Source organism: Nocardioides sp. (genome assembly GCF_047607365.1).
Lineage (GTDB): Bacteria > Actinomycetota > Actinomycetes > Propionibacteriales > Nocardioidaceae > Nocardioides.
The window spans coordinates 1-20,299 of sequence record NZ_JASGDD010000089.1 but is presented as its reverse complement, the minus strand read 5'-3'; the positions used below and the strand labels follow the sequence as shown (position 1 = coordinate 20,299).

Annotated in this window: 19 protein-coding genes; 5 read left to right on the top strand and 14 right to left on the bottom strand. The window is 70.5% G+C overall.

Translation table 11 applies throughout. The features are described 5' to 3' along the window. Positions 1-23 precede the first annotated feature (23 nt). On the bottom strand, positions 24-278 hold the full coding sequence (locus tag QM572_RS06770; protein ID WP_091119953.1) for a WhiB family transcriptional regulator: 255 nt from the start codon (positions 276-278) through the stop codon (positions 24-26). 147 nt (positions 279-425) lie between these two features. Here QM572_RS06770 and cofD point away from each other — a divergent pair, with 147 nt between their 5' ends. The 3 genes from cofD to QM572_RS06755 are packed head-to-tail and all read left to right on the top strand — an operon-like array spanning position 426 to position 3,268. After that, positions 426-1,445, top strand: coding sequence for a 2-phospho-L-lactate transferase (cofD, locus tag QM572_RS06765; protein WP_415091365.1), 1,020 nt, complete (start codon positions 426-428; stop codon positions 1,443-1,445). A 13-nt stretch (positions 1,446-1,458) separates the two neighbouring features. Continuing rightward, positions 1,459-2,400, top strand: a complete 942-nt coding sequence (locus tag QM572_RS06760) for a coenzyme F420-0:L-glutamate ligase (RefSeq protein WP_415091363.1) — start codon at positions 1,459-1,461, stop codon at positions 2,398-2,400. A gap of 58 nt (positions 2,401-2,458) precedes the next feature. Next, complete coding sequence (locus QM572_RS06755; protein ID WP_415091361.1) at positions 2,459-3,268, top strand: DUF3105 domain-containing protein; 810 nt, start codon at positions 2,459-2,461, stop codon at positions 3,266-3,268. On the opposite strand, the gene QM572_RS06750 is transcribed toward QM572_RS06755, so the two are convergent. Further along, positions 3,261-4,361, bottom strand: a complete 1,101-nt coding sequence (locus QM572_RS06750; protein ID WP_415091359.1) for a mannose-1-phosphate guanylyltransferase — start codon at positions 4,359-4,361, stop codon at positions 3,261-3,263. The genes QM572_RS06755 and QM572_RS06750 overlap by 8 nt on opposite strands. Positions 4,362-4,378: 17 nt before the next feature. Between QM572_RS06750 and QM572_RS06745 the strand changes: the two genes are divergently transcribed. Further along, a complete protein-coding gene (locus QM572_RS06745; RefSeq protein ID WP_415091357.1) occupies positions 4,379-5,092 on the top strand; it encodes a TIGR03089 family protein in 714 nt (237 codons plus the stop codon). Here QM572_RS06745 and QM572_RS06740 read toward each other — a convergent pair. From QM572_RS06740 to glf, 5 genes are all read right to left on the bottom strand, one after another. Next, on the bottom strand, positions 5,089-8,037 hold the full coding sequence (locus QM572_RS06740) for an FG-GAP-like repeat-containing protein (RefSeq protein ID WP_415091355.1): 2,949 nt from the start codon (positions 8,035-8,037) through the stop codon (positions 5,089-5,091). The genes QM572_RS06745 and QM572_RS06740 overlap by 4 nt on opposite strands. 215 nt (positions 8,038-8,252) lie before the next feature. After that, positions 8,253-9,035 carry an ABC transporter ATP-binding protein gene (locus tag QM572_RS06735; RefSeq protein ID WP_415091353.1) on the bottom strand — a complete coding sequence of 261 codons (783 nt, stop codon included), beginning with the start codon at positions 9,033-9,035 and terminating at the stop codon, positions 8,253-8,255. After that, positions 9,035-9,934, bottom strand: coding sequence for an ABC transporter permease (locus QM572_RS06730; protein ID WP_415091351.1), 900 nt, complete (start codon positions 9,932-9,934; stop codon positions 9,035-9,037). Before QM572_RS06730 ends, QM572_RS06735 begins: the two co-directional genes overlap by 1 nt. Next, positions 9,931-11,937: a glycosyltransferase gene (locus tag QM572_RS06725; protein WP_415091349.1), complete on the bottom strand. Its 2,007-nt coding sequence runs from the start codon at positions 11,935-11,937 to the stop codon at positions 9,931-9,933. Before QM572_RS06725 ends, QM572_RS06730 begins: the two co-directional genes overlap by 4 nt. Continuing rightward, positions 11,938-13,131 carry a UDP-galactopyranose mutase gene (gene glf, locus QM572_RS06720; protein WP_415091347.1) on the bottom strand — a complete coding sequence of 398 codons (1,194 nt, stop codon included), beginning with the start codon at positions 13,129-13,131 and terminating at the stop codon, positions 11,938-11,940. A gap of 82 nt (positions 13,132-13,213) precedes the next feature. Here glf and QM572_RS06715 point away from each other — a divergent pair, with 82 nt between their 5' ends. Then, entirely contained in the window at positions 13,214-14,299 is a 1,086-nt protein-coding gene (locus QM572_RS06715; protein WP_415091345.1) for a phosphatase PAP2 family protein, read from the top strand. 113 nt (positions 14,300-14,412) lie between these two features. Here the strand turns inward: QM572_RS06715 and QM572_RS06710 are convergent, their stop codons facing one another. The 7 genes from QM572_RS06710 to QM572_RS06680 all read right to left on the bottom strand — a co-directional run bounded on the left by QM572_RS06710 (position 14,413) and on the right by QM572_RS06680 (position 20,101). Next, positions 14,413-15,357 carry a glycosyltransferase family 2 protein gene (locus QM572_RS06710; RefSeq protein ID WP_415091343.1) on the bottom strand — a complete coding sequence of 315 codons (945 nt, stop codon included), beginning with the start codon at positions 15,355-15,357 and terminating at the stop codon, positions 14,413-14,415. Beyond that, positions 15,344-15,736, bottom strand: coding sequence for a type II toxin-antitoxin system VapC family toxin (locus QM572_RS06705; RefSeq protein ID WP_415091341.1), 393 nt, complete (start codon positions 15,734-15,736; stop codon positions 15,344-15,346). The genes QM572_RS06710 and QM572_RS06705 overlap by 14 nt, the downstream gene beginning before the upstream one ends. After that, the gene (locus tag QM572_RS06700; protein ID WP_415091339.1) at positions 15,733-15,990 is read right to left on the bottom strand and encodes a hypothetical protein; all 258 of its coding nucleotides are present in this window, start codon (positions 15,988-15,990) and stop codon (positions 15,733-15,735) included. Before QM572_RS06700 ends, QM572_RS06705 begins: the two co-directional genes overlap by 4 nt. Positions 15,991-16,025: 35 nt before the next feature. After that, positions 16,026-16,937 carry a glycosyltransferase gene (locus QM572_RS06695; protein WP_415091337.1) on the bottom strand — a complete coding sequence of 304 codons (912 nt, stop codon included), beginning with the start codon at positions 16,935-16,937 and terminating at the stop codon, positions 16,026-16,028. A gap of 14 nt (positions 16,938-16,951) precedes the next feature. Continuing rightward, the gene (locus QM572_RS06690; protein WP_415091335.1) at positions 16,952-17,992 is read right to left on the bottom strand and encodes an isopenicillin N synthase family dioxygenase; all 1,041 of its coding nucleotides are present in this window, start codon (positions 17,990-17,992) and stop codon (positions 16,952-16,954) included. Between the two features lie 150 nt (positions 17,993-18,142). Then, a complete protein-coding gene (locus tag QM572_RS06685; protein WP_415091333.1) occupies positions 18,143-19,648 on the bottom strand; it encodes an LCP family protein in 1,506 nt (501 codons plus the stop codon). Positions 19,649-19,675: 27 nt separating this feature from the next. Next, the gene (locus QM572_RS06680; RefSeq protein WP_415091331.1) at positions 19,676-20,101 is read right to left on the bottom strand and encodes an acyl-CoA thioesterase; all 426 of its coding nucleotides are present in this window, start codon (positions 20,099-20,101) and stop codon (positions 19,676-19,678) included. Positions 20,102-20,299: the final 198 nt, after the last annotated feature.

Below are 20,299 nucleotides of genomic sequence, written 5' to 3'. Positions count from 1 at the left end.
CAGCCGACCCTAGCGGGGAGGGGTCAGACGGCGCGCTTCTTCAGCTTGCGGCGCTCGCGCTCGGAGAGCCCACCCCAGATGCCGAAGCGCTCATCGTTCATCAGCGCCGACTCCAGGCAGTCGTCGCGGACCTCGCAGGTCTGGCAGACCTTCTTGGCCTCGCGGGTGGAGCCGCCCTTCTCGGGGAAGAACGCCTCCGGATCGGTCTGTGCGCACAGCGCACGCTCCTGCCAGCCGCCCTCATCGGCGTCTGGCTCGAGCAGGAAAAGCTCTCGCATGGTCCGTCGCCCTTTCGCCCCGTGATCTCGACCCGTGCTGATCGGAACAACACTGAAGGAATTACATGCTTGTCGTTCCACGAAGTCAAGCCCAGCTTCTGGTACAAGATGGCCTGGTACAAGCCCCGAGGGCCCATCATTGGTCCCATGCGTCACATCACCGTCCTGTCCGGCGGCGTCGGGGGAGCCCGCTTCACCCAGGGGCTCCTCCACGGCATCGCCACCGGCGCCCTCCCGGGCGTCGACGTCGACGCCGAGGTCACCATCGTCGCGAACACCGGCGATGACCTCTGGCTGCACGGGCTGAAGATCTGCCCCGACCTCGACACGGTGATGTACACCCTCGGCGACGGCATCGACCCCGGGCGCGGCTGGGGCCGCCGCGACGAGACCTGGCACGTGAACGAGGAGCTGACGGCGTACGGCGTGGAGTCGACGTGGTTCGGCCTCGGGGACCGCGACGTGGCGACCCATCTCGTCCGGACGCAGATGCTCGAGGCGGGCTATCCCCTCTCGGCGGTGACCGAGGCGCTCTCCCGGCGCTGGCTCCACCCGGCGTACGGCGACCGCCTGAGGCTCCTGCCGATGACCGACGACCGCGTGGAGACCCACGTCGTGATCGCCGACCCCGACTTGGAGAGGTCGCCCAGCGGACGGCGGGTGGTGCACTTCCAGGAGTACTGGATCAAGCTGCGCGCCGGCGTGCCCGCCGAGCAGCTGGTCTTCGTCGGGCTCGACGACGCCAAGCCGGCGCCCGGGGTGACCGACGCGATCCGCGACGCCGACCTCGTCATCGTGCCGCCGTCCAACCCGATCGTCTCGATCGGCACCATCCTCGGCGTCGCGGGGGTGCGCGAGCACCTCGTCGCGACCGACGCCCGCGTCGTCGGCCTCTCCCCCATCATCGGCGGCCACCACGTCCGCGGCATGGCCGAGCAGATGCTCACCAGCCAGGGCGTCGAGGTCAGCGCGAGCGGCGTCGGCCTGCACTACGGAGCGCGGGGGCACGGCGGCATCCTCGACGGCTGGCTGATGGACACCGCGGACGCCGCCGGCGTCGCGGAGGTCGAGGCGGCCGGCCTGCGCACCGCCGCGGTGCCGCTGCTGATGAGCGACCACGACGCGACCGCCGCGATGGCCGCCGCGGCCATCGCGCTGGTCTCCTGAGGCCGGTCTCCCGATGCTCCAGGTCTGGGCGCCGAAGGGCGTCGGCGAGATCAGGCAGGGCGACGACCTCGCGCTGGTCTTCCTCAGCACGCTCGGCGCGACCGGCCGCGTGCTGCACGACGGCGACGTCGTCTGCGTGACCAGCAAGGTCGTCAGCAAGGCCGAGGGGATGGCGCGCGCCGGCACCCGCGACGACGCGCTTCCGGGCGAGACCGTCCGCGTCGTGGCGACGCGGGGCGCGACCCGGATCGTGCGCAACCTGCTCGGCCTGACGATGGCGGCGGCGGGGATCGACAACTCCAACGTCGCCGAGGGCTCGATCCTGCTGCTGCCCCGCGACCCGGACGCCACCGCGCGCCGGTTCCGCGCCACCCTGCGCGAGCGGATCGGCGTCAACGCGGCGGTCATCGTCACCGACACCGCCGGCCGGGCCTGGCGCGACGGCCAGACCGACATCGCGATCGGGGCCGCCGGGCTCGCGGTGCTCGAGTCCTTCGCGGGCCAGGTCGACGGCTACGGCAACCCGCTGGTCGTGACCGCGCCCGCGGTGGCCGACGAGCTGGCCGGCGCCGCGGAGCTCGCCCAGGGGAAGCTCCGCGCCCGCCCCTTCGCCGTCGTCAGCGGCCGGGCGGACCTCGTGCTCCCCGCCGGCGAGGACGGCCCCGGCGCGGCCGCGCTGATCCGTCCGGAGGGAGCCGATCTCTTCGGCTACGGCGCCCGCGAGGCCGTCGTACGCGCCCTGCTGGGCCGGGAGGAGGACCGGGCGCCCTTCGGCACCCCGGCCACGCCCGAGGAGCTGGTCGCCGCCCTCGCCGCCCTCGGGTACGACGTCGCCGACCCGTCCACCCACTCCTTCCCAGCCGACCAGCGGCTCGCCGCGCTCGCGTTCGCCTTCGGATGGCGGCTGGAGGACGTCCCCGGTAGGGGTGTCCGCCTCCACAGGGCCAGTCCGTAGACTCTGCGCGACCCATCGCTCCCCGCGACGCACACCCACGACCACATCGAGGACAACCGTGGCCAAGAAGAACGCCGACAAGAACTCCCGTCGGGCGGTCATCGACGACATCCGCAAGAAGCAGTCGAGCGCCGAGAAGCGCCGTGGGCTCAGCATCATCGTGCCGCTCCTGCTGGTCGCCGTGCTCATCGTGGCCGCGGCCGCCTACCGCCCGGTCAAGGACTGGTGGGACGAGCGGAAGTTCAACGACGTCAGCCTCGCCTCCATCGGCGCCAAGGCCTCGGCGTGCAGCGACATCACCACCCAGGCCGCCGACGGCAACCAGTCGCACGTCGCGACCGGCACGACGGTGACCTACACGACCGCTCCCCCGGCCTTCGGCTCGCACTGGAACGAGTCGGGCGTGGCCCCCGTCGCGATGGAGAAGAAGTTCTACGCCTGGGACGAGCGCCCGCAGCTCGAGGCGCTGGTGCACAACCTCGAGCACGGCTACACGATCGTCTGGTACGACGAGACCGTCGACGAGGACTCCACCGAGATGCAGCAGCTGCGCGCCATCGCCGCGAAGTTCCCCGGCGACTCGAACTTCCGCTACAAGTTCAAGATCGTGCCGTGGTACACGAGCAAGGACAACCTGCCCAGCGACATCACCCAGACCGACACGGCTCACGTCGGCGGCGCGACGTTCCCCAAGGGCATGCACATCGGCATCACGCACTGGTCGAAGGGCGGCGAGGACGCCGACGTGAGCGACACCTCGACGCAGGTCGGCGTCTTCCAGTACTGCAAGTCGATCTCCGGCGCGGCGCTGAAGACCTTCATGACGAAGTACCCCTACCTCGACAGCCCGGAACCTGACGCTATGTGAGCCCCGCGCCGTCGGCCTTCAGGTTGGCGACGAGATGCTTCACGTCCTGCGCGTTGGCGCGGGTGGTGACGAGCACGGCGTCGGGGGTGTCCACGACGACGATCTCCTCGACGCCGATCACGGCGATGGTGCGACCGCTGTTGGGCACCACGAGCCCGCTCGCGTTGATCGAGCGGACCAGCGAGGCGTCGCCCAGGACCGTCGGGCCCTCGTTGTCGACGGTGAGCGCGGCGTCCAGCAGCGTGGCGAGGGAGTCGAAGTCCCCGACGTCGTCCCAGCCGAACCCGGCGGGCACGACGACGACCTTGCCGGCGGCGGCGGCCGGCTCGGCGACGGCGTTGTCGAGCGGGATCTTCGGCAGCGCCCCCCACGCCTCCTCGTCGATCTCGGGCTTGGCCGCGAGGTCGCGCAGCGCCTGGGCGAAGTCGGGGTCGGACTCGGCGAGCAGGTCGAGCAGCACCGTCGGGCGTACGACGAACATGCCGGCGTTCCACCGGAAGGCGCCGCTCGCGAGGTAGCCCTGCGCGACCTCCACCGACGGCTTCTCCACGAACTCCCCGACGTGGAAGACGCCCGGGTGGTCCTCGAGCGGCTCGGTCTGACGGATGTAGCCGTAGGCCGCGGACGGGAAGGTCGGCTGGATGCCGATCGTGACGAGCCAGCCGTCGTGCGCCACCTCGACGGCGGTGTGAACCGCCTCGGTGAACTTCTTCGCATGGGTGATGACGTGGTCGGCGGCGAAGGAGCCCATCACCGCGTCCGGGTCGTGCTGCTCGAGCATCGCCGCGGCGAGGCCGATGGCGGCCATGCTGTCGCGCGGCGTGGGCTCGGCGACCACGCCACCCCCGCGCAGCGCGGGGAGCTGGTCGAGGACCGCGTCAACGTGCGCCTGCCCGGTGACGACCAGGAAGCGGTTGCCGACGAGCGGCAGCAGCCGGTCGTAGGTCTCCTGGAGCAGCGACCGGCCGTTGCCGGTGAGGTCCCGGAGGAACTTCGGCTCCGCCTGCCGAGACAGCGGCCAGAGCCGGGTCCCGGCGCCACCCGCGGGGATGACGGCGTAGAAGTGGTCGATGTTGAGCCTGCCGATCGCCATGCGGGGAGGATAGCCGGGTGACCACCTTCGCCGCCCTCCTGTCCGGCCGCCTGCGACGTGACCCTGGACAACCTCTCGTGACGTTCTACGACGAGGCCACGGGCGAGCGGGTCGAGCTCTCGGTGACCACCTGGGCCAACTGGGTCGCCAAGGCGAGCTCGCTGCTCGTCGACGAGCTCGGCCTCGAGCGCGGGCAGTCGCTGCGGATCGACCTGCCCGCGCACTGGCTCGGCACCGTCTTCCTCGGCGCCGCCTGGAACGCCGGCCTCGTCGTGACGGACTCGTCGGGGCCGGACGCCGTCGTCACCGGCCCCGACGGGCTCGAGTCGTGGACGCCGTACGCCGGCGGCATCCCGGTCCTGGCCTGCTCCCTGCTGCCGCTCGGCGTCCGCTTCAAGGAGCCGCTGCCGGACGGCGTGCGCGACGTCGGCGTCGAGATCTGGGGACAGCCCGACGCGTTCACGCCCTGGGACCCGCCCGGCGAGCACGATCCCGCAGTCGCGTTCGGGGGCCTGGCCCTCACGCAGGCGGAGATGTGGGAGGCGGCCGCGGCCACGCCGGCACACGGCCGCCTCCTGTCGGAGGCGAACCCGGCTTCCCCACCGGGACTCGCCTCCCTGACCGGGCCGCTCGCACAGGGCGGCTCGGTGGTCCTGGTCGTCCACGCCACTCCCGGCCGGCTCGACGCCATCGCGGCGGCCGAGCGGGCCGATCGTGCTTCCTCGCGCTAGCCGGCCAGGTCGTATCCGTTGTATCCGTAGCCCAGCACCCGGCGCTTGCCGAGCGACCCGCTGGAGGTGCCCGTCATGGCGTAGAGCGTCCCGGCCGCGTCGCGGACGACGATCCCGGCATGGCCGGTCACCTCGAGCGCGCCCAGGCCGAGGACCCACGTGTAGCCGGCCATGCCCGTCGCGACGGTGCGCGGGCTGGACAGCCCGCCCGGCCCGTTGCCCTTGTAGAGCACGAGCTGGTCGCCGTTGCGCACGAGCGTGTCGGGCATCTTGTCGTCGTCCCAGAGCCCGGCGGCGATCTGCGTGCTCCCGGCGACCGTGCTGTAGACCGAGTAGGACGCCGAGACGCCGGTGGCGCCGTTGCCGGGGTAGACGAACATGCCCGACGAGCTCTGGGCCATCAGGTCGGCGTGACCGTCGCCGGTCATGTCGCCGACCGCGGCGATCAGGCTGAAGGCGCCGAAGCTGCCCAGCCCGTAGTCGCCCGAGAACGTCCCCGCCCCGTCGCCCAGCGTGAGGTGCAGGACGCCGTCCGTGGTGCGGTAGAGGACGTCGCCCTTGCCGTCGCCGTTCCAGTCCCCCGCGTTGAGCACGAGGTTGGCCGAGGACAGGTCGAGGTTGGTCGTGATCGACTGGCCGAGGTCGGTGGTGTCCTTCTTCTTGAGCAGGTCGAGGCGCTTGGAGCCGACCGCGAGGACCTCGGGACTGGCGCCACCCACCAGCTGGGCCGCGCCGCTGATCTTGCCCACCTTCTTGAAGCCGCGGTAGGGCCCGAGGTTGCCGCTGAAGCCGCTGCCGGTGCCGAGACGGACGTAGCCGACCTTCGTGGAGCGGTTCCGGTAGACGACGTCGGCCTTGCCGTCGGCGTTGAAGTCGGCGACGGCGAGGGAGTCGGCGACGTTCCAGCCGCCGCCGAGGCTGTGCCGCTTCCCGAACCCGGCCTTGCCGTTGCCCGGCATCCACCACAGCACGCCCTTGGCGTCGCGGCCGATCAGGTCGACGGTGCCGTTGCCGTCGACGTCGCCTCCGCCGATCCAGTTGTAGACCGCGTAGGAGCCGCCGCCGAGGCTGCGCGCCTTGAACGTGCCCTTGCCGGTGCCGAGGAGCAGCACCAGCCGGCCGCCCTTGGTACGCCGCGCGGCGAGGTCGTTGCGGCCGTCGCCGTTGACGTCGCCGACGGCGGCGATGTAGTTGCGGCCGGCGGCCAGCCTCGTCTTGTGGGCGGCGGCGCCGAACCGGCCCGCCGAGGTGCCGGACCGGACGGCCAGCGTCCCGGCCGAGTTCCACGCGACCACGTCGGCGCGGCCGTCGCCGGTGAGGTCGGGCGAGAGCACGCTCTTGGTGCCGCTCGCGGTCTTGGTCGAGACCACGCCGCTGAAGCCGGACTGGCCCGTCGTGGGGATGATGACGGCCCTCTTGTCGCTCGCCCGCCGGGCGATGATGTCGGGCTGCGCCGTGCCGGCGAGGTTGGCGTTGCGGGTCGCGAAGGTCCAGTTGGTCTGGAGCGCGGCCGCGGCGCGGCGGATGTCGGGGATCCGGGCGTAGAGGTACTTGCCCGGGCACGCGGTGGACTTGGTGTCGCGGTGGCCCATGATCGAGCTGGCGAAGACCTTCTTGCCGATCGTCACGTTCGTCGCGGCCGCGGAGACGCCGCTGATGCCGAGCTTCCAGGCGAAGAGGGAGGCGTAGGCGCCGATGATCTCCTGGGACGGCTGCGCGATGTCGTAGTTGCCGATCGCCGACATGGCGAAGGAGTAGCTGTTGTAGTTCTCGGTGTGGGCCCCGACGACGGCGCGGTCGACGCCGCCGTACCGCCCCTCCCAGATCCGGCCGAAGCGGTCGACGAGGAAGTTGTAGCCGATGTCGCGCCAGCCCTTGGACTTCACGTGGTAGGCGTAGATGCTCCGGATGATGCCGGGGACCTCGGCCGCGGTGTAGTCGTTCGCGTTGACCGTGTGGTGCACGAAGGCGCCCTGGATCGTCCCGTACGACGGCGCCGTCTGCTCGCGCAGCTTCTCGTTCGCGCCCCACTGGGCACGGCTGTAGATGTAGGGCTTGGCGGCCGCCGTGGCCGAGGCCGCGAGGGCGATCCCGCCGGTGGCACCGGTCGCGGCCGCGGTGCCGCCGGTGGTGGCGACGGCGGGCTCGGTCCCGGTCGAGGAGACGAGGTCTCCGTCGGCGTCGGGCGCGGCGTCGGGGACCGTGGGCAGGTCGTTGGTGTCGATGTCGGGCGTCTCGGCCTTGGTCGAGGAGGGGGTGCCCGGGTCGATGACGGCGAGCGTCATGTCGGCGGGGACCTCGGACGTCTTCACCTCGGCCTTGACCTGCACCTGATCGACGTGGCCGACCAGTGCCTCGTCGGTCCCCGGCCGTGCCTCGGCCGCCTCGGCGCTGCCATCGTCGGGCCCGTGCTCGTCGTGGTAGTCCAGGTCGGCCCACTCTCCCCACTCGCCGTCGGTGCTGGTCCGGACCTGGACGGCGATGTCGCCCTCCGCGATGTCCTGGCCGTGCTCCCACGTCACGCCGACCGTGCCGAAGCCGGTGACGTCCTGCGGGTCGCTGACGATGGTGGTGGTGCCGCTCGCCGTGTCGGCGACCGAGGTGGCGTGCAGCGACGTGCTCGCGGCGGTGTAGACCGCGCTGCGCGCCGAGCCGGTGCCGGTGGCGACGGCCGCGGACGCGGTGCCGGGCTCCGGCGCCGTAAGGGCGACCTGGTGGACGACGGCCTCGGTGGTCGACGCGGGCACCTCGCTCGCGCGGTCCGCCGTCGCCTCGTAGGCCGCCAGGGCGGTCTCGACCGAGTCGTCGGCGGCGGGCGCGCTGGGGTGCTCGCGGACGACGTCGAGGGAGACGACATTCGCGGCGGGGACAAGGGCGGCGAAGACGGCGCCGAGCACCAGGATCTGCTGGCACGCGGCGACGAAACGCGACTTCTGCGGGTTCAAATCAAAGCTCCAGGTGTGCGGGGAAGAGTCACACGAGGGCTCAACTTTCACACCAGTCACAGAGCTTGTGAAGGCTTCGTGAGTAACTACAGATGTGTAATTTCCACTCTGGCGGCGGCGTGTCGCGAGATTAAAGTAAAATTACATGGATGTAGTTCGAAAAGAGAAGGGGCCGCACGAACACGTGCGGCCCCTTCGATGCGGAGAGTGGGACGTCAGACGTCGGCCCCCAGGACGTTGTCGGCGATCGCGTCGGCGCCCTCGACGCCCAGGTCCTCGTCGTACCCCACGTAGCGGATGCCCTCGATGGTGGGCCCGTCGTAGCCGATCCGGCCCTTCTCCAGCACGATGACGCGGTCGCACATGCGGGCGACGGAGGCGGCGGCGTGGCTGACGTAGACCAGGGTGACGCCGCTGTTGCGGATCTCCTCCATCTTGGCCATGCACTTCTTCTTGAACGGCTTGTCCCCCACTGCGAGGACCTCGTCGGCCAGGAAGATGTCGCCGTCGACGTGGATCGCCACGGCGAAGCCGAGGCGCGAGCCCATGCCGCTGGAGTAGGTCCCGACAGGAGCGTCGATGAACTTGCCGATGTCCGCGAAGTCGATGATCTCGTCGAGCTTGCGGTCGGTCTCCTTCTCGCTCATCCCCATGACGGCGGCGTTGAGGTAGATGTTCTCCCGGCCCGACAGCTGCGGGTGGAAGCCGGCGCCGGTGGCGATGAGCCCGGCGATCCGGCCGCGGGTGAGCAGTCTGCCCTTGTCGGGGCGCATGGTGCCGTTGATCAGCTTGAGCAGCGTCGACTTGCCCGAGCCGTTGAGGCCCATCAGGCCGACCGACTGCCCCTGCTCGATCTCGAAGGAGACGTCGTTGACGGCGGCGAAGGTCTCACTGACGATCTCGCCGCGCATCTTCGCGACGGTCATCTGCTTGAAGGTCTTGTGGTAGCGGAGCCAGAAGATCTTGCTGGCGTGCTCCGCCTTGATCGCGACGGCCATCAGAGACTGTCCACCAACTTCCGGTCGAACTTCGAGAACACGCGCTGGGCGATGACGAGCGCGACGACGCTGACCAGGACGGCCACGAGGGCGCGGAGGAAGAGATGGTCGGGCATCGCGATCTCGACGGCGTCGCCGTGGACCGAGCCGACCCAGAAGGCCCGCTGCATGAGGAGTACGGCGATCGCGACCGGGTCGGCGAGGTAGACCTCCTCCAGCCACCTCGGCAGGCTGTGCGCCACCATGGCCCAGGAGTAGACCATCGGGACGCCCCAGCGGATGTAGTTGGTCAGGATGTTGACGAAGCTGCCGAAGTCGCGCCAGAACACGTTGGCGACGCTGAAGAGCAGGGCGAGCGCCGTGCCGAGGATCATCGCGAGCAGCAGCGCGAGGACGAGCGCGACCACGCCGGCGAGCTCCGGGTGCCAGCCCGACGCGAAGCACGCGACGAGCAGGATCACCAGCTGGGGCCCGACGTGGACCAGGGAGACGACCATCGCGGCCACCGGGAACATCTCGCGCGGCATCGCCATCCGGTTCATCAGCGACTTGTTCCGCACGATCGACCGGGTGCCGGCCGCGAAGGTCTCGGTGAAGAAGTGCGTCGCGATGAGCGCGGAGAAGATGTGCAGCGGGTAGTTCTGGATGTCGCCGTGGGCGCCCATGATCTTGCCCATCACGAACCAGTAGATGAAGAACTGGCTCAGCGGGTTGATGTAGGACCAGACGAAGCCGAGCGCCGAGCCCTCGTAGCGCGCTGCGAGCTCGCGCTCGACGAGCAGCTTGAGCAGGTAGCGCCGGCGGAAGACCTCCATGAGGCCCTGCGTGGCGCCGGGCTCGACGAGCTCGCCGTGGACCTCCCGGACCTGCCGGACCGGAGCCTGCGTCGTCTCACTCATGCGTTGTCCTCGTCATCGGTCTCGGGGAGCCACGGGCGGAACGTCTCGGTCCACGCGGCGGGCGAGGTGACGTCCGCCAGCGCCGCGCGGTACTGCGCGGCCAGATCGTCCCACTCGCGACGGTACCGCTGGTGAATGGCCAGCGTCCGCTTCAGCAAGTCGCGGTAGCGGGCCGGGTCGCGCCGGTAGAGGGCGGCAGCGGTGCCGTCGTTCATCGAGACCACCGCCGAGTCGAAGCCGGCGAGCTTAAACCAGCGGGCGTCGATCGCGGGCACCTCGGCCTCGGGGAACTCCTTGGCGAGCGGCCGCATCGGCTTGAGCTGGCGGATCGGCGCCAGGCCGGCGCTGATCAGCATCGACCGCTTGCTGGGCACGTCCGAGATCGACTTGCCCTTCTTGGTCGGCTTCGTCCGGCGTACGGGGGGAAGGTCGTCACGGTCGGCGACGAGCTGGGCGTCGCTGAACTCCTCGCGGAAGGCGTTCACCTCGGCCAGGCGGGTCGGGAGCATCTCGTGCAGGTGCTGCGGCCCCTTGAGCACGTCCTCCATCGCCTGCAGCCGCAGCTCCGCGGTGGAGTACTGCATCGCGACGAGGTGGGCGAGCTGGTTGTTGCGGCTGCCGCGCAGCAGCCGTCCGCCCTTGGGGTAGATCGAGTGCAGCAGCGCCGCCACGATCCGGTTGCGGTGGTGGAAGTAGGCCTGCCAGTCGAGGCCGTCGTTCTTGTCGCTCCACGGCACGTGCCACACCGCGGCGCCGGGCAGCGTCACGGTCGGGAAGCCCGCCGCCTTGGCCCGCAGGCCGTACTCGGCGTCGTCCCACTTGATGAAGAGCGGCAGCGACAGCCCGATCTCGCGCAGCACGGCGAGCGGGATGAGGCAGGAGAACCAGCCGTTGAAGTCGGCGTCCCAGCGCTTGTGCAGCCAGCGCGCGGAGCGGATGTTGCGGGTGGAGAAGTCCCACGCGACGAAGGCGTCCTCGGGGGTCTCCCACCAGAAGTACCACGGCTGCACGATCTCGCCGAAGCTGTGCAGCCGGGAGCGGGAGTAGAGGTTGAACATCATCCCGCCGACGATCGTGGGCCGCCGGGCAAGGTCGCCGAAGATCACCTGGCGGATGATCGACTCGGGCTCGCAGACCACGTCGTCGTCCATCATGAGCGCGTACGTCGCCGTGCCCTTGGCGAGCGATTCGAGCTGTCCCCGGGCGTAGCCGCCGGAGCCGCCGAGGTTGCCCTGCTCCAGGATCCGCAGCCGGTCCCCCAGCGCCTTCTGCGCGGCCGGGAACTCCTCGCTGTCCGCGACGAGCTTGGTGCCCTGCTCCATCACGAAGACGGTGTCGAGGTAGGGCGCGAGGTCCTCGTCGCCGAGCTGCTGGAGCAGCTTGGCGCAGAACTCGGGACGGTTCATCGTCGTGATGGCGAGGTCGACGGTGCCGTGGTCGGCACGGTCGGCCGGCACCTCCGCGGTCCACTCGGCGGAGACGACCGCCGGCGTGACACCGGCGACGATGTCGTACCAGTACCAGCCGCCGTCGACGAACGGGCCGAGGGAGAGGTCGAAGTCGAAGGTGGTCGCCGCGTCCGTCTCGGTCACCGCGGCCTCGACCCGCTGGCTGTTGCCGTTGGCCAGCGACTTGTAGACGATCACGTGCGCGTCGGCGCCGATCACCGTCACCGACAGCCGGACCTGGTCGACGACCGTCCAGCGCCGCCAGTACGACGCCGCGAAGCCGTTGAAGAAGGAGCCGAACGACACGCTCTGGCCGGGCAGGACCTTGAACCGGGTGCGGTCGACGACCTGCTCGGGCTGGACCTTGCGGCCGCTGCCGTTGACGCTGCGGATCGTGGCGTTGTTGACGTCCTTCGCGGCCTGGGTGCCGCCGACGACGTACTTGTCCTCGTCGAGGCGGGCGTCCTCGAGGTCGACGTAGAGCGCCATCACGTCGAGGTCGCGATCGATCGGCATGATCTGCCGCTGCAGCAGACGGGTCACGGTGTCACTCACTTAGGCGATGCCTCCCGACGCGAAGGGCGCGCCGTCCTTGAAGTGTGGCTTGATCTTGTTGTCGTACATGGAGAGCGCCGAGCCGATCGCCATGTGCATGTCGAGGTACTGGTAGGTGCCGAGCCGGCCGCCGAAGAGGACCCTATTCTGCTCAGCCTCGGCCTTCATCAACTCTCGATAGGCGAGGAGCTTCGCGCGATCCTCCGCGGTGTTGATCGGGTAGTACGGCTCGTCCTCGTCGGTGGCGAAGCGGCTGTACTCCCGCACGACGAGCGTCTTGCCCTTCGCGTACGACGCCGCGCGCTCGGGATGGAGGTGCTTGAACTCCAGCTCGCGGGTGAAGGGGACCTCCGGGTCGTTGGCGTTGACGACCCCGGTGCCCTGGTAGTCGTCCACGTCGATGATCTCTTGCACCAGGTCGACGGTGCGCCACGACAGCCGGCCCTCGGCGTTGCCGAAGTACTCGTCGACGGGACCGGTGTAGACGATCGGGACCCTGCCGACGTACTCGTCCTTGACGTCGAAGAAGTCGGTGTCGAGCCGGACCTCGATGCCTCTGTGGTCGGCCATCCGGGTCAGCCACGCGGTGTAGCCGTCGGTCGGCAGGCCCTCGTAGGTGTCGTTGAAGTAGCGGTTGTCGAAGGTGTAGCGGACCGGGAGGCGGGTGATGATGTCCGCGCTCAGCTCGGTCGGGTCGGTCTGCCACTGCTTGGCGGTGTAGCCCTTGATGAACGCCTCGTAGAGCGGGCGGCCGATCAGGGAGATCGCCTTCTCCTCGAGGTTGGTCGCGTCCTCGGTGGCGATCTCTGATGCCTGCTCGGCGATCAGCGCACGCGCCTCGTCGGGCGTGTGCGCGTGTCCGAAGAACTGGTTGATCAGCGCCAGGTTCATCGGCAGCGGGTAGATCTGGCCCTGGAAGCGGCCGAAGACCCGGTGCCGGTAGTCGGTGAAGGACGTGAACCGGTTGACGTACTCCCAGACCCGCTCGTTGGAGGTGTGGAACAGGTGGGTGCCGTACTTGTGCACCTCGATCCCGGTCTCCTCGTCGAACTCGGAGTAGGCGTTGCCGCCGAGGTGGGAGCGACGCTCGAGGATGAGCACCCGCTTGTCCAGATCGGCGGCGACCCGCTCGGCGATGGTCAGGCCGAAGAGGCCCGAGCCGACGACCACCAGGTCAGGGAGTTCGGTTGACACGGTCGGTCAGTCTACGAAAGCAGGGGCCGGTGTCCGCATTGCCGCGCGGACTCTGCCCAGGTCGTGCCCTAGTCTGTGAACGATGAACGTCACACGGGTGCTGCGCGAGACAGCCAGGCAATGGGGGCTCGCCTGGGCCTGCAGCGTCACCCTCGTCGCCATCATGCTCGTGATGTCCGCCACGACGAACGTGCCCCTGCACGACCCGGACAACGTGCTCCCGGGCTACATCCGCTTCCCGCTGATTGTCATCGCGGTGCTGGCCGTCGACGTCGTCCCCCGGGTCGCGGTGGCCTCCGTGCGACGGCGGCTCGCGCCGTGGCGGGCGCTGGTGCACGTGATGCGCGACCGCTGGCCGGCGTCGCACTGGTGGTTCGCCGCGAACGGCGTGGTGTCGTGGTACGTCTGCTACGCCGCCTTCCGCAACGTGAAGTCGATGGCGCCGATCGCCAACCCGCTCCGCTGGGACGACGAGCTCGCCCACCTGGACTCCCTCGTGCTCGGCGGGCACGACCCAGCACGACTGCTGCACTCGCTCCTCGGCCAGGGCTGGGCGGCCCACCTGCTCTCGAGCGTCTACTTCCTCTGGATCGCGATGGTGCCGGTCTCGATCGCCTTCGCCCTGGTGTGGACCCGGGTCGGCAGCGCCGGCGCCTGGTTCGTGACCGCCGTCAGCGTCGACTGGCTCGGCGGCGCCATCCTCTACTACCTCGTCCCCACCGTCGGCCCGATCTACTCCGACCACCCGACGTTCGCCGGGCTGCCGCACACCTACGTGACCACGCTCGCCAACGACATGTGGGACGACCGGGTCAAGGTGATGGCCGCCCCGACGACGTACGACGGCCTCCAGACGATCGCGGCCTTCCCCTCGCTCCACGTCGGCATCATGGTGACGATCACGATGACGGTGATCCTCATCCGGGCGCCGCGGATCGCGCGGATCGCCGCCTGGACGATGCTCGTCCTCACCGTCCTGGCGACGGTCTACCTCGGCTGGCACTTCGGCGCCGACGTGATCGGCGGGGCGGCGCTCGGCGCGTTCGCCGTCTGGGCCGCGGCGATGGGCACCGGCAACCACGTCGGCTGGCGGCCGGTCCTCAGGCGCGACGACCGGCCGGCGCCGATGGACGACGTCGCATCCCGCGCGCTGACCACCCCGCTCTGACCCCATGCCCGCTGGCGACTGCTGGTGACCGCTGCCCGGCGCGACCTGCTGTGTGACGACGGGATCCATACATCACACGCAATCCCCCGCGAAGATCTCTCCGCTCCGAGGGGTCAGGTCCGCGCGGCGGGGACCGGGTGGGACTCCGCTGGGCGGTGGCGCATCGATCGTGCTGCCCAGACGGCGCGCAGGACGTTGCGGGCCTCGCCGGGGCGACGGCGTACGAGGCTCAGGAGCGCGACGACCAGGGCGATGAGCCAGGGCTTGGCGCGGACGAGCGGGTTCTCGCCGTACCGGAAGTGCACCGCGAAGAGGTTGCGGTACATGTAGAAGCCCTTCCAGCCGGCCAGGTCGTGCTGCTGACTGAAGTCGATCTGGCGGATCAGGCGGGCGTCGCGGATCGCCCAGATCCGGCGGCCGGTCGCACGGGCGCGCAGCGCGAAGTCGACGTCGTCGTAGAAGATGAAGAAGCTCGCGTCGGGCAGGCCGATGTCGTCGACGACCGAGCGGCGGATCATGAAGCCCTCGAAGGCGACGTTCTCCAGCTCCACCCGCGGCGGCATGGCATCGCGCGAGGCGTACGTCGTCACCACGCTCGCGGTCTTGGGCTTGATGTGCAGCGGGTTGGCGAGGTCGAACCGGGTGGCGGCGTACTCCGCGAGGTCGCCCTTCGTACCCTCGCGGACCGCCATGAGGCAGTCCTCGTCCTGCGCGAGGAGGACGGTGAGACAGTCCGGCGCCGGGATGACGTCGTCGTCCATCAGCCAGATCCGGTCCCACCCCTGGGCGTGGGCCTCCTCGACTCCGCGCCGGAAGCCACCCGCTCCCCCGAGGTTCTCAGCACTCGTGACCACCTGCAGCCCCGCAAGGGTGCTCGCACGCAGCACGTCGGCCGTCCGGTCGGTCGACGCATTGTCGACGACGATCACCGCATCGGCGGGCGTCTCGAGACGGGCGAGACCGAGGAGCATCTGCTCCAGCAGGTCGGCGCGGTTGTAGGTGACGACGACGATCGCGACCGTCTCGCGCCTCGCCGCCGAGGGATCAGTCGAGGACATCGAAGCCCTCCTCCTGCGCACATGCCGCCAGCCGGGCATCGAAGGTCCACAGCGCCCGGGCCGAGGCTCGGTGAGCCGTCAGAAGCACAGCGCAGTCGGGAAGCCTGAGGCCGGTCCTCACGCGCAGGGCCGCAAGGCGTGCCGCGTCGTCCGGACCCGGCTCCGCGTCCTCGATCCCCAGCTTTCTCACCCGGGCGATCACCTGCGGGACGATCTGCAGGCGGGTGGGCGCGACGAGCACCTCGGCCAGGGTCAGGGTCCCGATCCACAGCTTGCCGATGTTGGGCTCCGTCAGCGCTGCCGCCGCCCGCGGATGGTGTGCGTCGCCAGGATTCAGGAAGGCGATCAGCACGCTCGCATCGAGCGCGACTCCGCTCACGCCGGCCACTCGTTGCGGAGGTCCTCCAGCGAGAAGTCGTCCCAGACTCCCGGCATGGAACCGGCGAGCTCGGCCACCGCCTTCCGGCGATCCCGCTCCTGCTCCTCCAGCCGCTCGACGCCACGCTCGATCAGGCGCAGCAGCAGCCGCGTGGGGCGATCGGCGTCCTCGGGCCAGAGCAGCGCCGCCTGAGCCAGTGCCTCACTGACGGCAGGCGTCTCGGTGATCGTGTGGCGCGGAAGGGCGGTCGGCATGCCCGAAGTGTAACACCCGCAAATCGGTGCAGCACCTAGCGGAGGTAACGCTGGTGGCCAGTGAAGTCACCGCGTACGGCGGCCCACCACGCCCGCAGGCTCAGCACGACCCGCGACGCCGACGGCCGCGTGAAGGTGTAGAACCACAGCGTCTTCGCGACGAACGCCAGCGCGAAGAGCCAGCCGCGGTAGTCGCGCAGGTTGAGCAGGTTGTTGCGGGCCATGCAGTAGTGCTTGAGGTCGCTGGGGCTGTCGTTGTAGGTCATCCGGCCGCGGAGCATCGGCGTGCCGAGAGCCCCGACCGCCGGATGCTCGAAGCGCGCTGCGACGACGGTCGCGATGCGTGCGCCGGCGGCCTCGGCCCGCAGGCGGTACTCGTGGTCGTCGCCCCAGATGAAGAACTCCGCCCGCGGCACGCCGATCCGCTCCACCAGCGCAGCGGTCACGAGGACGCCGTTGAACGGGATGACGATGTCGCGCAGCACACCGGTGTCGTCGGCGGCGGCGGCCACCTCGGCGTACGTCGTGAAGGGGGAGGTCGCGCCGGGCGGCCGGATGGAGAAGACCAGTCGGGACGGGTCGGCCTCGTCCACCACGACAGGCCCCCAGAAGTCGAGGTCGTCGTGACGCAGCAGGGTCGCCAGGCAGTCCTCGGCGGGTACGCCGTCGTCGTCCATCAGCCACACCAGGTCGGCGCCCCGCTCCACGGCCCAGGAGAGCCCGGTCGCGAACCCGCCCGCGCCGCCGGTGTTGGTGGCGAGCGTGCGGCCGAGCACGGACCCGTCGAGCCCGGCCAGCCACTCCCCCGTGCCGTCGGTCGACGCGTTGTCGACGACGAGGATCTCGGCCAGCTCCGGCGTGCGCTCGAGCGTCTCGACGAGTCGCTGCACGAGGGCGAGCCGGTCGAAGGTGACGACGACCGCGATGATCCTCGGCCCCTCGCTCACGCGAGCCAGCCTAGTCAGGCGCCGGCGGCGAGGACGCGGGTGGCCTCGCGCCCGGCGTCGGGATTGAGCACGCCGGCCCTCGACCCGGCGAGCTTGGCGGCGATGTGCTCCTCGACCGTCACGTCGGCGTACAGGCGCGGGTGCCGCTCGTCGACGAACCCAGCCAGGGGGCCGACGACCGCCTCGGCGTCGCCGTCGAAGAAGTAGGCGGCCGAGCGGCGGCGCTGGATGGCGCCGGCGACGATGGGCGGCTTCACCCGGTGGAGGGTGGAGAGCCACTGCTCGTTGGTGAGCCGGGTGGTGAGGTCGCCGAGGTTGATCAGCAGCGCGCCGTCGGCGGGACTGACGTCGTGCCACGCACCGCCGTGGAGCACCTGCAGGCCCTTCACCCGGTCGGCCCACAGGATGGTGACGATCCCGAAGTCGGTGTGCTCGCCCATGCCGATGAGGTGCTCGTCGAGCTGCACCTCGGTGCCCTCGGGCAGCGCGTAGTTGTTCATCCGCAGCACCTCGATCGGATGCGCGGCGCGGTCGCCGATGGCACCGCGCTCCAGGCCGAGCGCGTCCTCGAAGATCTCGACCATCGTGTGGGCAACCCGTCCGGCCTCGACACGCCAGGCGTCGACCCGCTCACGGAAGCCCTCGACCTCGGGCCAGGTGTTCTCCGCGTAGTGCTCCTCCACCAGCGTCGCGCCGGGGTGGTCGGAGACGGACGAGCCGACGTTGAAGGCCTCGAAGAAGTCCTTCATCCGGGTCTCGGACTGGACCCCGGCGCTGAGCGCGAGCGTCTCCGACTTCGGCGGGGTGTAGCCGCGGTTCTCCCAGGACGGTCGCCGCCACCGCCGCTTGACCTCGAGCGGCAGCCCGAAGAGGTCGTCGATGGCGCCGGCGAGCCCGGCGGCGACCTCCGGCGCGACGCCGTGGCCGAGGATCTGGATGAAGCCCACCTCACGGCAGGCGGTGTCGACGGCGGCCGCGACGGCCGCCCTCTCGGCGGGTGTGCCGCCACGGACGTAGGCGCTGATGTCGACGGCAGGGACGTGGAAGGTGCTCACGATGATCTCCTAGGGATGCAGACGGTGACGGCGCCCGGAGGTGTCCGCTTTCCCGGCCAGGAGAGGCCTTGCTGTCGTGTTGAACTCGGGCGCTCCGACGATAGCCGCCCGAGGTTGCGGGACTGTTACGCCGACGCGGGCACGTGCCGGTCAGCAGGAGGCGGCGAGGTCGTCGGACTGGTTGGCGGCGTAGCCGGTCTTCAGCGAGCCGATGGAGCCGCCGGTGACGACGGAGCTGTCGGAGCTGTCGGAGGAGCTCGAGGAGTCGGAGCCGGCGGAGGAGCCGGCGGAGGAGTCGGCGGACGGCACGGCCGTGGCCGGCGTACTGGACTTCTTCGCGGAGGCCTTCGTGCGCTTGCCCGCGATGGCGGCGGCGATCATCCGGCGGATCTTCTTCTCGTCGGGGTTCGAGGTGACGATCGCCGGTGGGACGAGGGAGACGGTGGCGATCTTCTGCTTCTTGGCCTTGAGCGCGAGGCCGAGGAACGTGTCGACCTCGCTGGCGGGGATCGACGTCGAGACCATCGAGGACGAGGCATCGGCGATCTGGCTGAAGTGGGTGAGGACCGTCTGCGGCGAGAGCTGGGAGAGCATCGCGCTCATCACGCACTTCTGCCGGGCCATCCGGGAGTAGTCGTCGGAGCTGTCGCGGGCACGGGCGAACCAGAGCACCTCGTGGCCGGTGAGCTTGCGGATGCCGGGCTTGACGTAGCCGGTGACGTTGGACCCCAGGCCGCCGACGGGGATGGGCTGGCGCACGTTGAGGGTCACCCCGCCGACCGCGTCGACGAGCTCGTGGAAGCCGTGCAGGTTGACCATCGCCCAGTAGTTGATCTCCAGGCCGGTGATCCCCTCGACGCCCTCGATGGTCGCCTCGACGCCGGGCCTCTGGTAGCCCTTGAAGAGCGCCTTGTGGTCGGCGGCCCACGTGGAGAGGCCGTTGAGGTAGCGACCGTCGCCGCCCCACCCGTCGGGGAACTGCTCGGCCATGACCGAGCCGGCCTTGAAGTGGAAGTTGCTCATGTTGCGCGGCAGGCCGACGAGGACGGTCTTGCCGGTCGTGGCGTCGATCGAGGCGATGGTGATCGAGTCGGGTCGCAGGCCCCAGCGACCGGCGCCCGAGTCCCCGCCGAGCAGCAGGATGTTGAACCGTCCGTCGTGCGCGCCGGTGACCTTCGTGCCCGAGAACATCGACACCATCAGGCCGCGCTGCACGCTGGCCAGGTGCGAGCCGAAGAGGAGGGGTACGGCGACGAGCAGCGCCAGGACGACGTTGATGCCCAGCACCATCCGCCGGTGCGGCAGGAGCAGCGCGGCGCCCGCCGTACGCGGTTGGCCGAGCCGCCAGGCGTCGAAGAAGAGCCACGCCCAGCCCAGCGCGACCGCGATGAGGGCGAGACGGATCAGCAGCAGCGCGTCGGGCGAGGTCGCGACCCCGATCACGAACGCGTGGTGGACGACCGAGAGCAGCAGCGCGGCGACGGCCAGCCCGACCAGGGCGAGCCAGATCCGCATCGCGACCCGGCCGACCCGGCGGCTGCCGGCGAGCAGCTGCGCCGAGCCGGGGACGAGGAGCGTCAGGACGAGCAGCGCGGAGGCCCGGCGGAAGCGCACCCGCGCCGCGCGCTCAGCCGCGGTGGCTCGACCCCCAGACATGAGCCCCAGTATCACCAGTCACAGGCGTCACTCCTGTGACGCCACGCCGGGAACAGGCGCGGGCCGGCCGTCCGGGTCGAGGTGGACCATGACGAAGACGACGGTCCCCACGGCCTCGCGCTCGCCCGGCGACAGCGCGTAGAGCGGCTCCTTCTCCACGACGACCTCGACTCGCAGCGAGGTGCGGCCGGCGGAGACGACGGTCGCGGTGGCGTGCACCAGCGAGCCCAGCTCGACCGGCGCCGCGAACTCGGCGGACTCCACGGAGCGGGTGACGGTGCGGCCGCCGCAGTGCCGGAACGACGCGGCGCCGGCGGCGGTGTCGGCGAGCTTGAGGATCTCACCGCCGTGCGTCACGCCGTAGAGGTTCTCCTGCGCGCGCCGCATCACCTGGTTGAGCGCCACGCGCGAGAAGCTGGCCGGGCGCGCCGCGCGGGTCTCGGATCCACTCACGGCCCGCACGGTACCGTCAGGGCCGTGAATGACCAGGAGGACCCGGAGTTCAACTGGCTCTACGGCCAGGGCAAGGGCAAGGCCGGGGGGCCTCCGCCGGAGGACGCCACCCGCGCGATTCCGGTCCAGCGGCGCACCACCGCGGGCACGGCGGGCGGCCCGCGCTCCGCGCCCCCGTCCGCTCCTCCGCCGGTCCGT

What these genes read in the sequence shown, in the direction of transcription:
- QM572_RS06770 (WP_091119953.1), bottom strand. Translation starts at nt 278, where the DNA reads ATGCGAGAGCTTTTCCTGCTCGAGCCAGACGCCGATGAGGGCGGCTGG.
- cofD (WP_415091365.1), top strand. Translation starts at nt 426, where the DNA reads ATGCGTCACATCACCGTCCTGTCCGGCGGCGTCGGGGGAGCCCGCTTC.
- QM572_RS06760 (WP_415091363.1), top strand. Translation starts at nt 1,459, where the DNA reads ATGCTCCAGGTCTGGGCGCCGAAGGGCGTCGGCGAGATCAGGCAGGGC.
- QM572_RS06750 (WP_415091359.1), bottom strand. Translation starts at nt 4,361, where the DNA reads ATGGCGATCGGCAGGCTCAACATCGACCACTTCTACGCCGTCATCCCC.
- QM572_RS06735 (WP_415091353.1), bottom strand. Translation starts at nt 9,035, where the DNA reads ATGGCCGTCGCGATCAAGGCGGAGCACGCCAGCAAGATCTTCTGGCTC.
- QM572_RS06730 (WP_415091351.1), bottom strand. Translation starts at nt 9,934, where the DNA reads ATGAGTGAGACGACGCAGGCTCCGGTCCGGCAGGTCCGGGAGGTCCAC.
- QM572_RS06715 (WP_415091345.1), top strand. Translation starts at nt 13,214, where the DNA reads ATGAACGTCACACGGGTGCTGCGCGAGACAGCCAGGCAATGGGGGCTC.
- QM572_RS06710 (WP_415091343.1), bottom strand. Translation starts at nt 15,357, where the DNA reads ATGTCCTCGACTGATCCCTCGGCGGCGAGGCGCGAGACGGTCGCGATC.
- QM572_RS06700 (WP_415091339.1), bottom strand. Translation starts at nt 15,990, where the DNA reads ATGCCGACCGCCCTTCCGCGCCACACGATCACCGAGACGCCTGCCGTC.
- QM572_RS06685 (WP_415091333.1), bottom strand. Translation starts at nt 19,648, where the DNA reads ATGTCTGGGGGTCGAGCCACCGCGGCTGAGCGCGCGGCGCGGGTGCGC.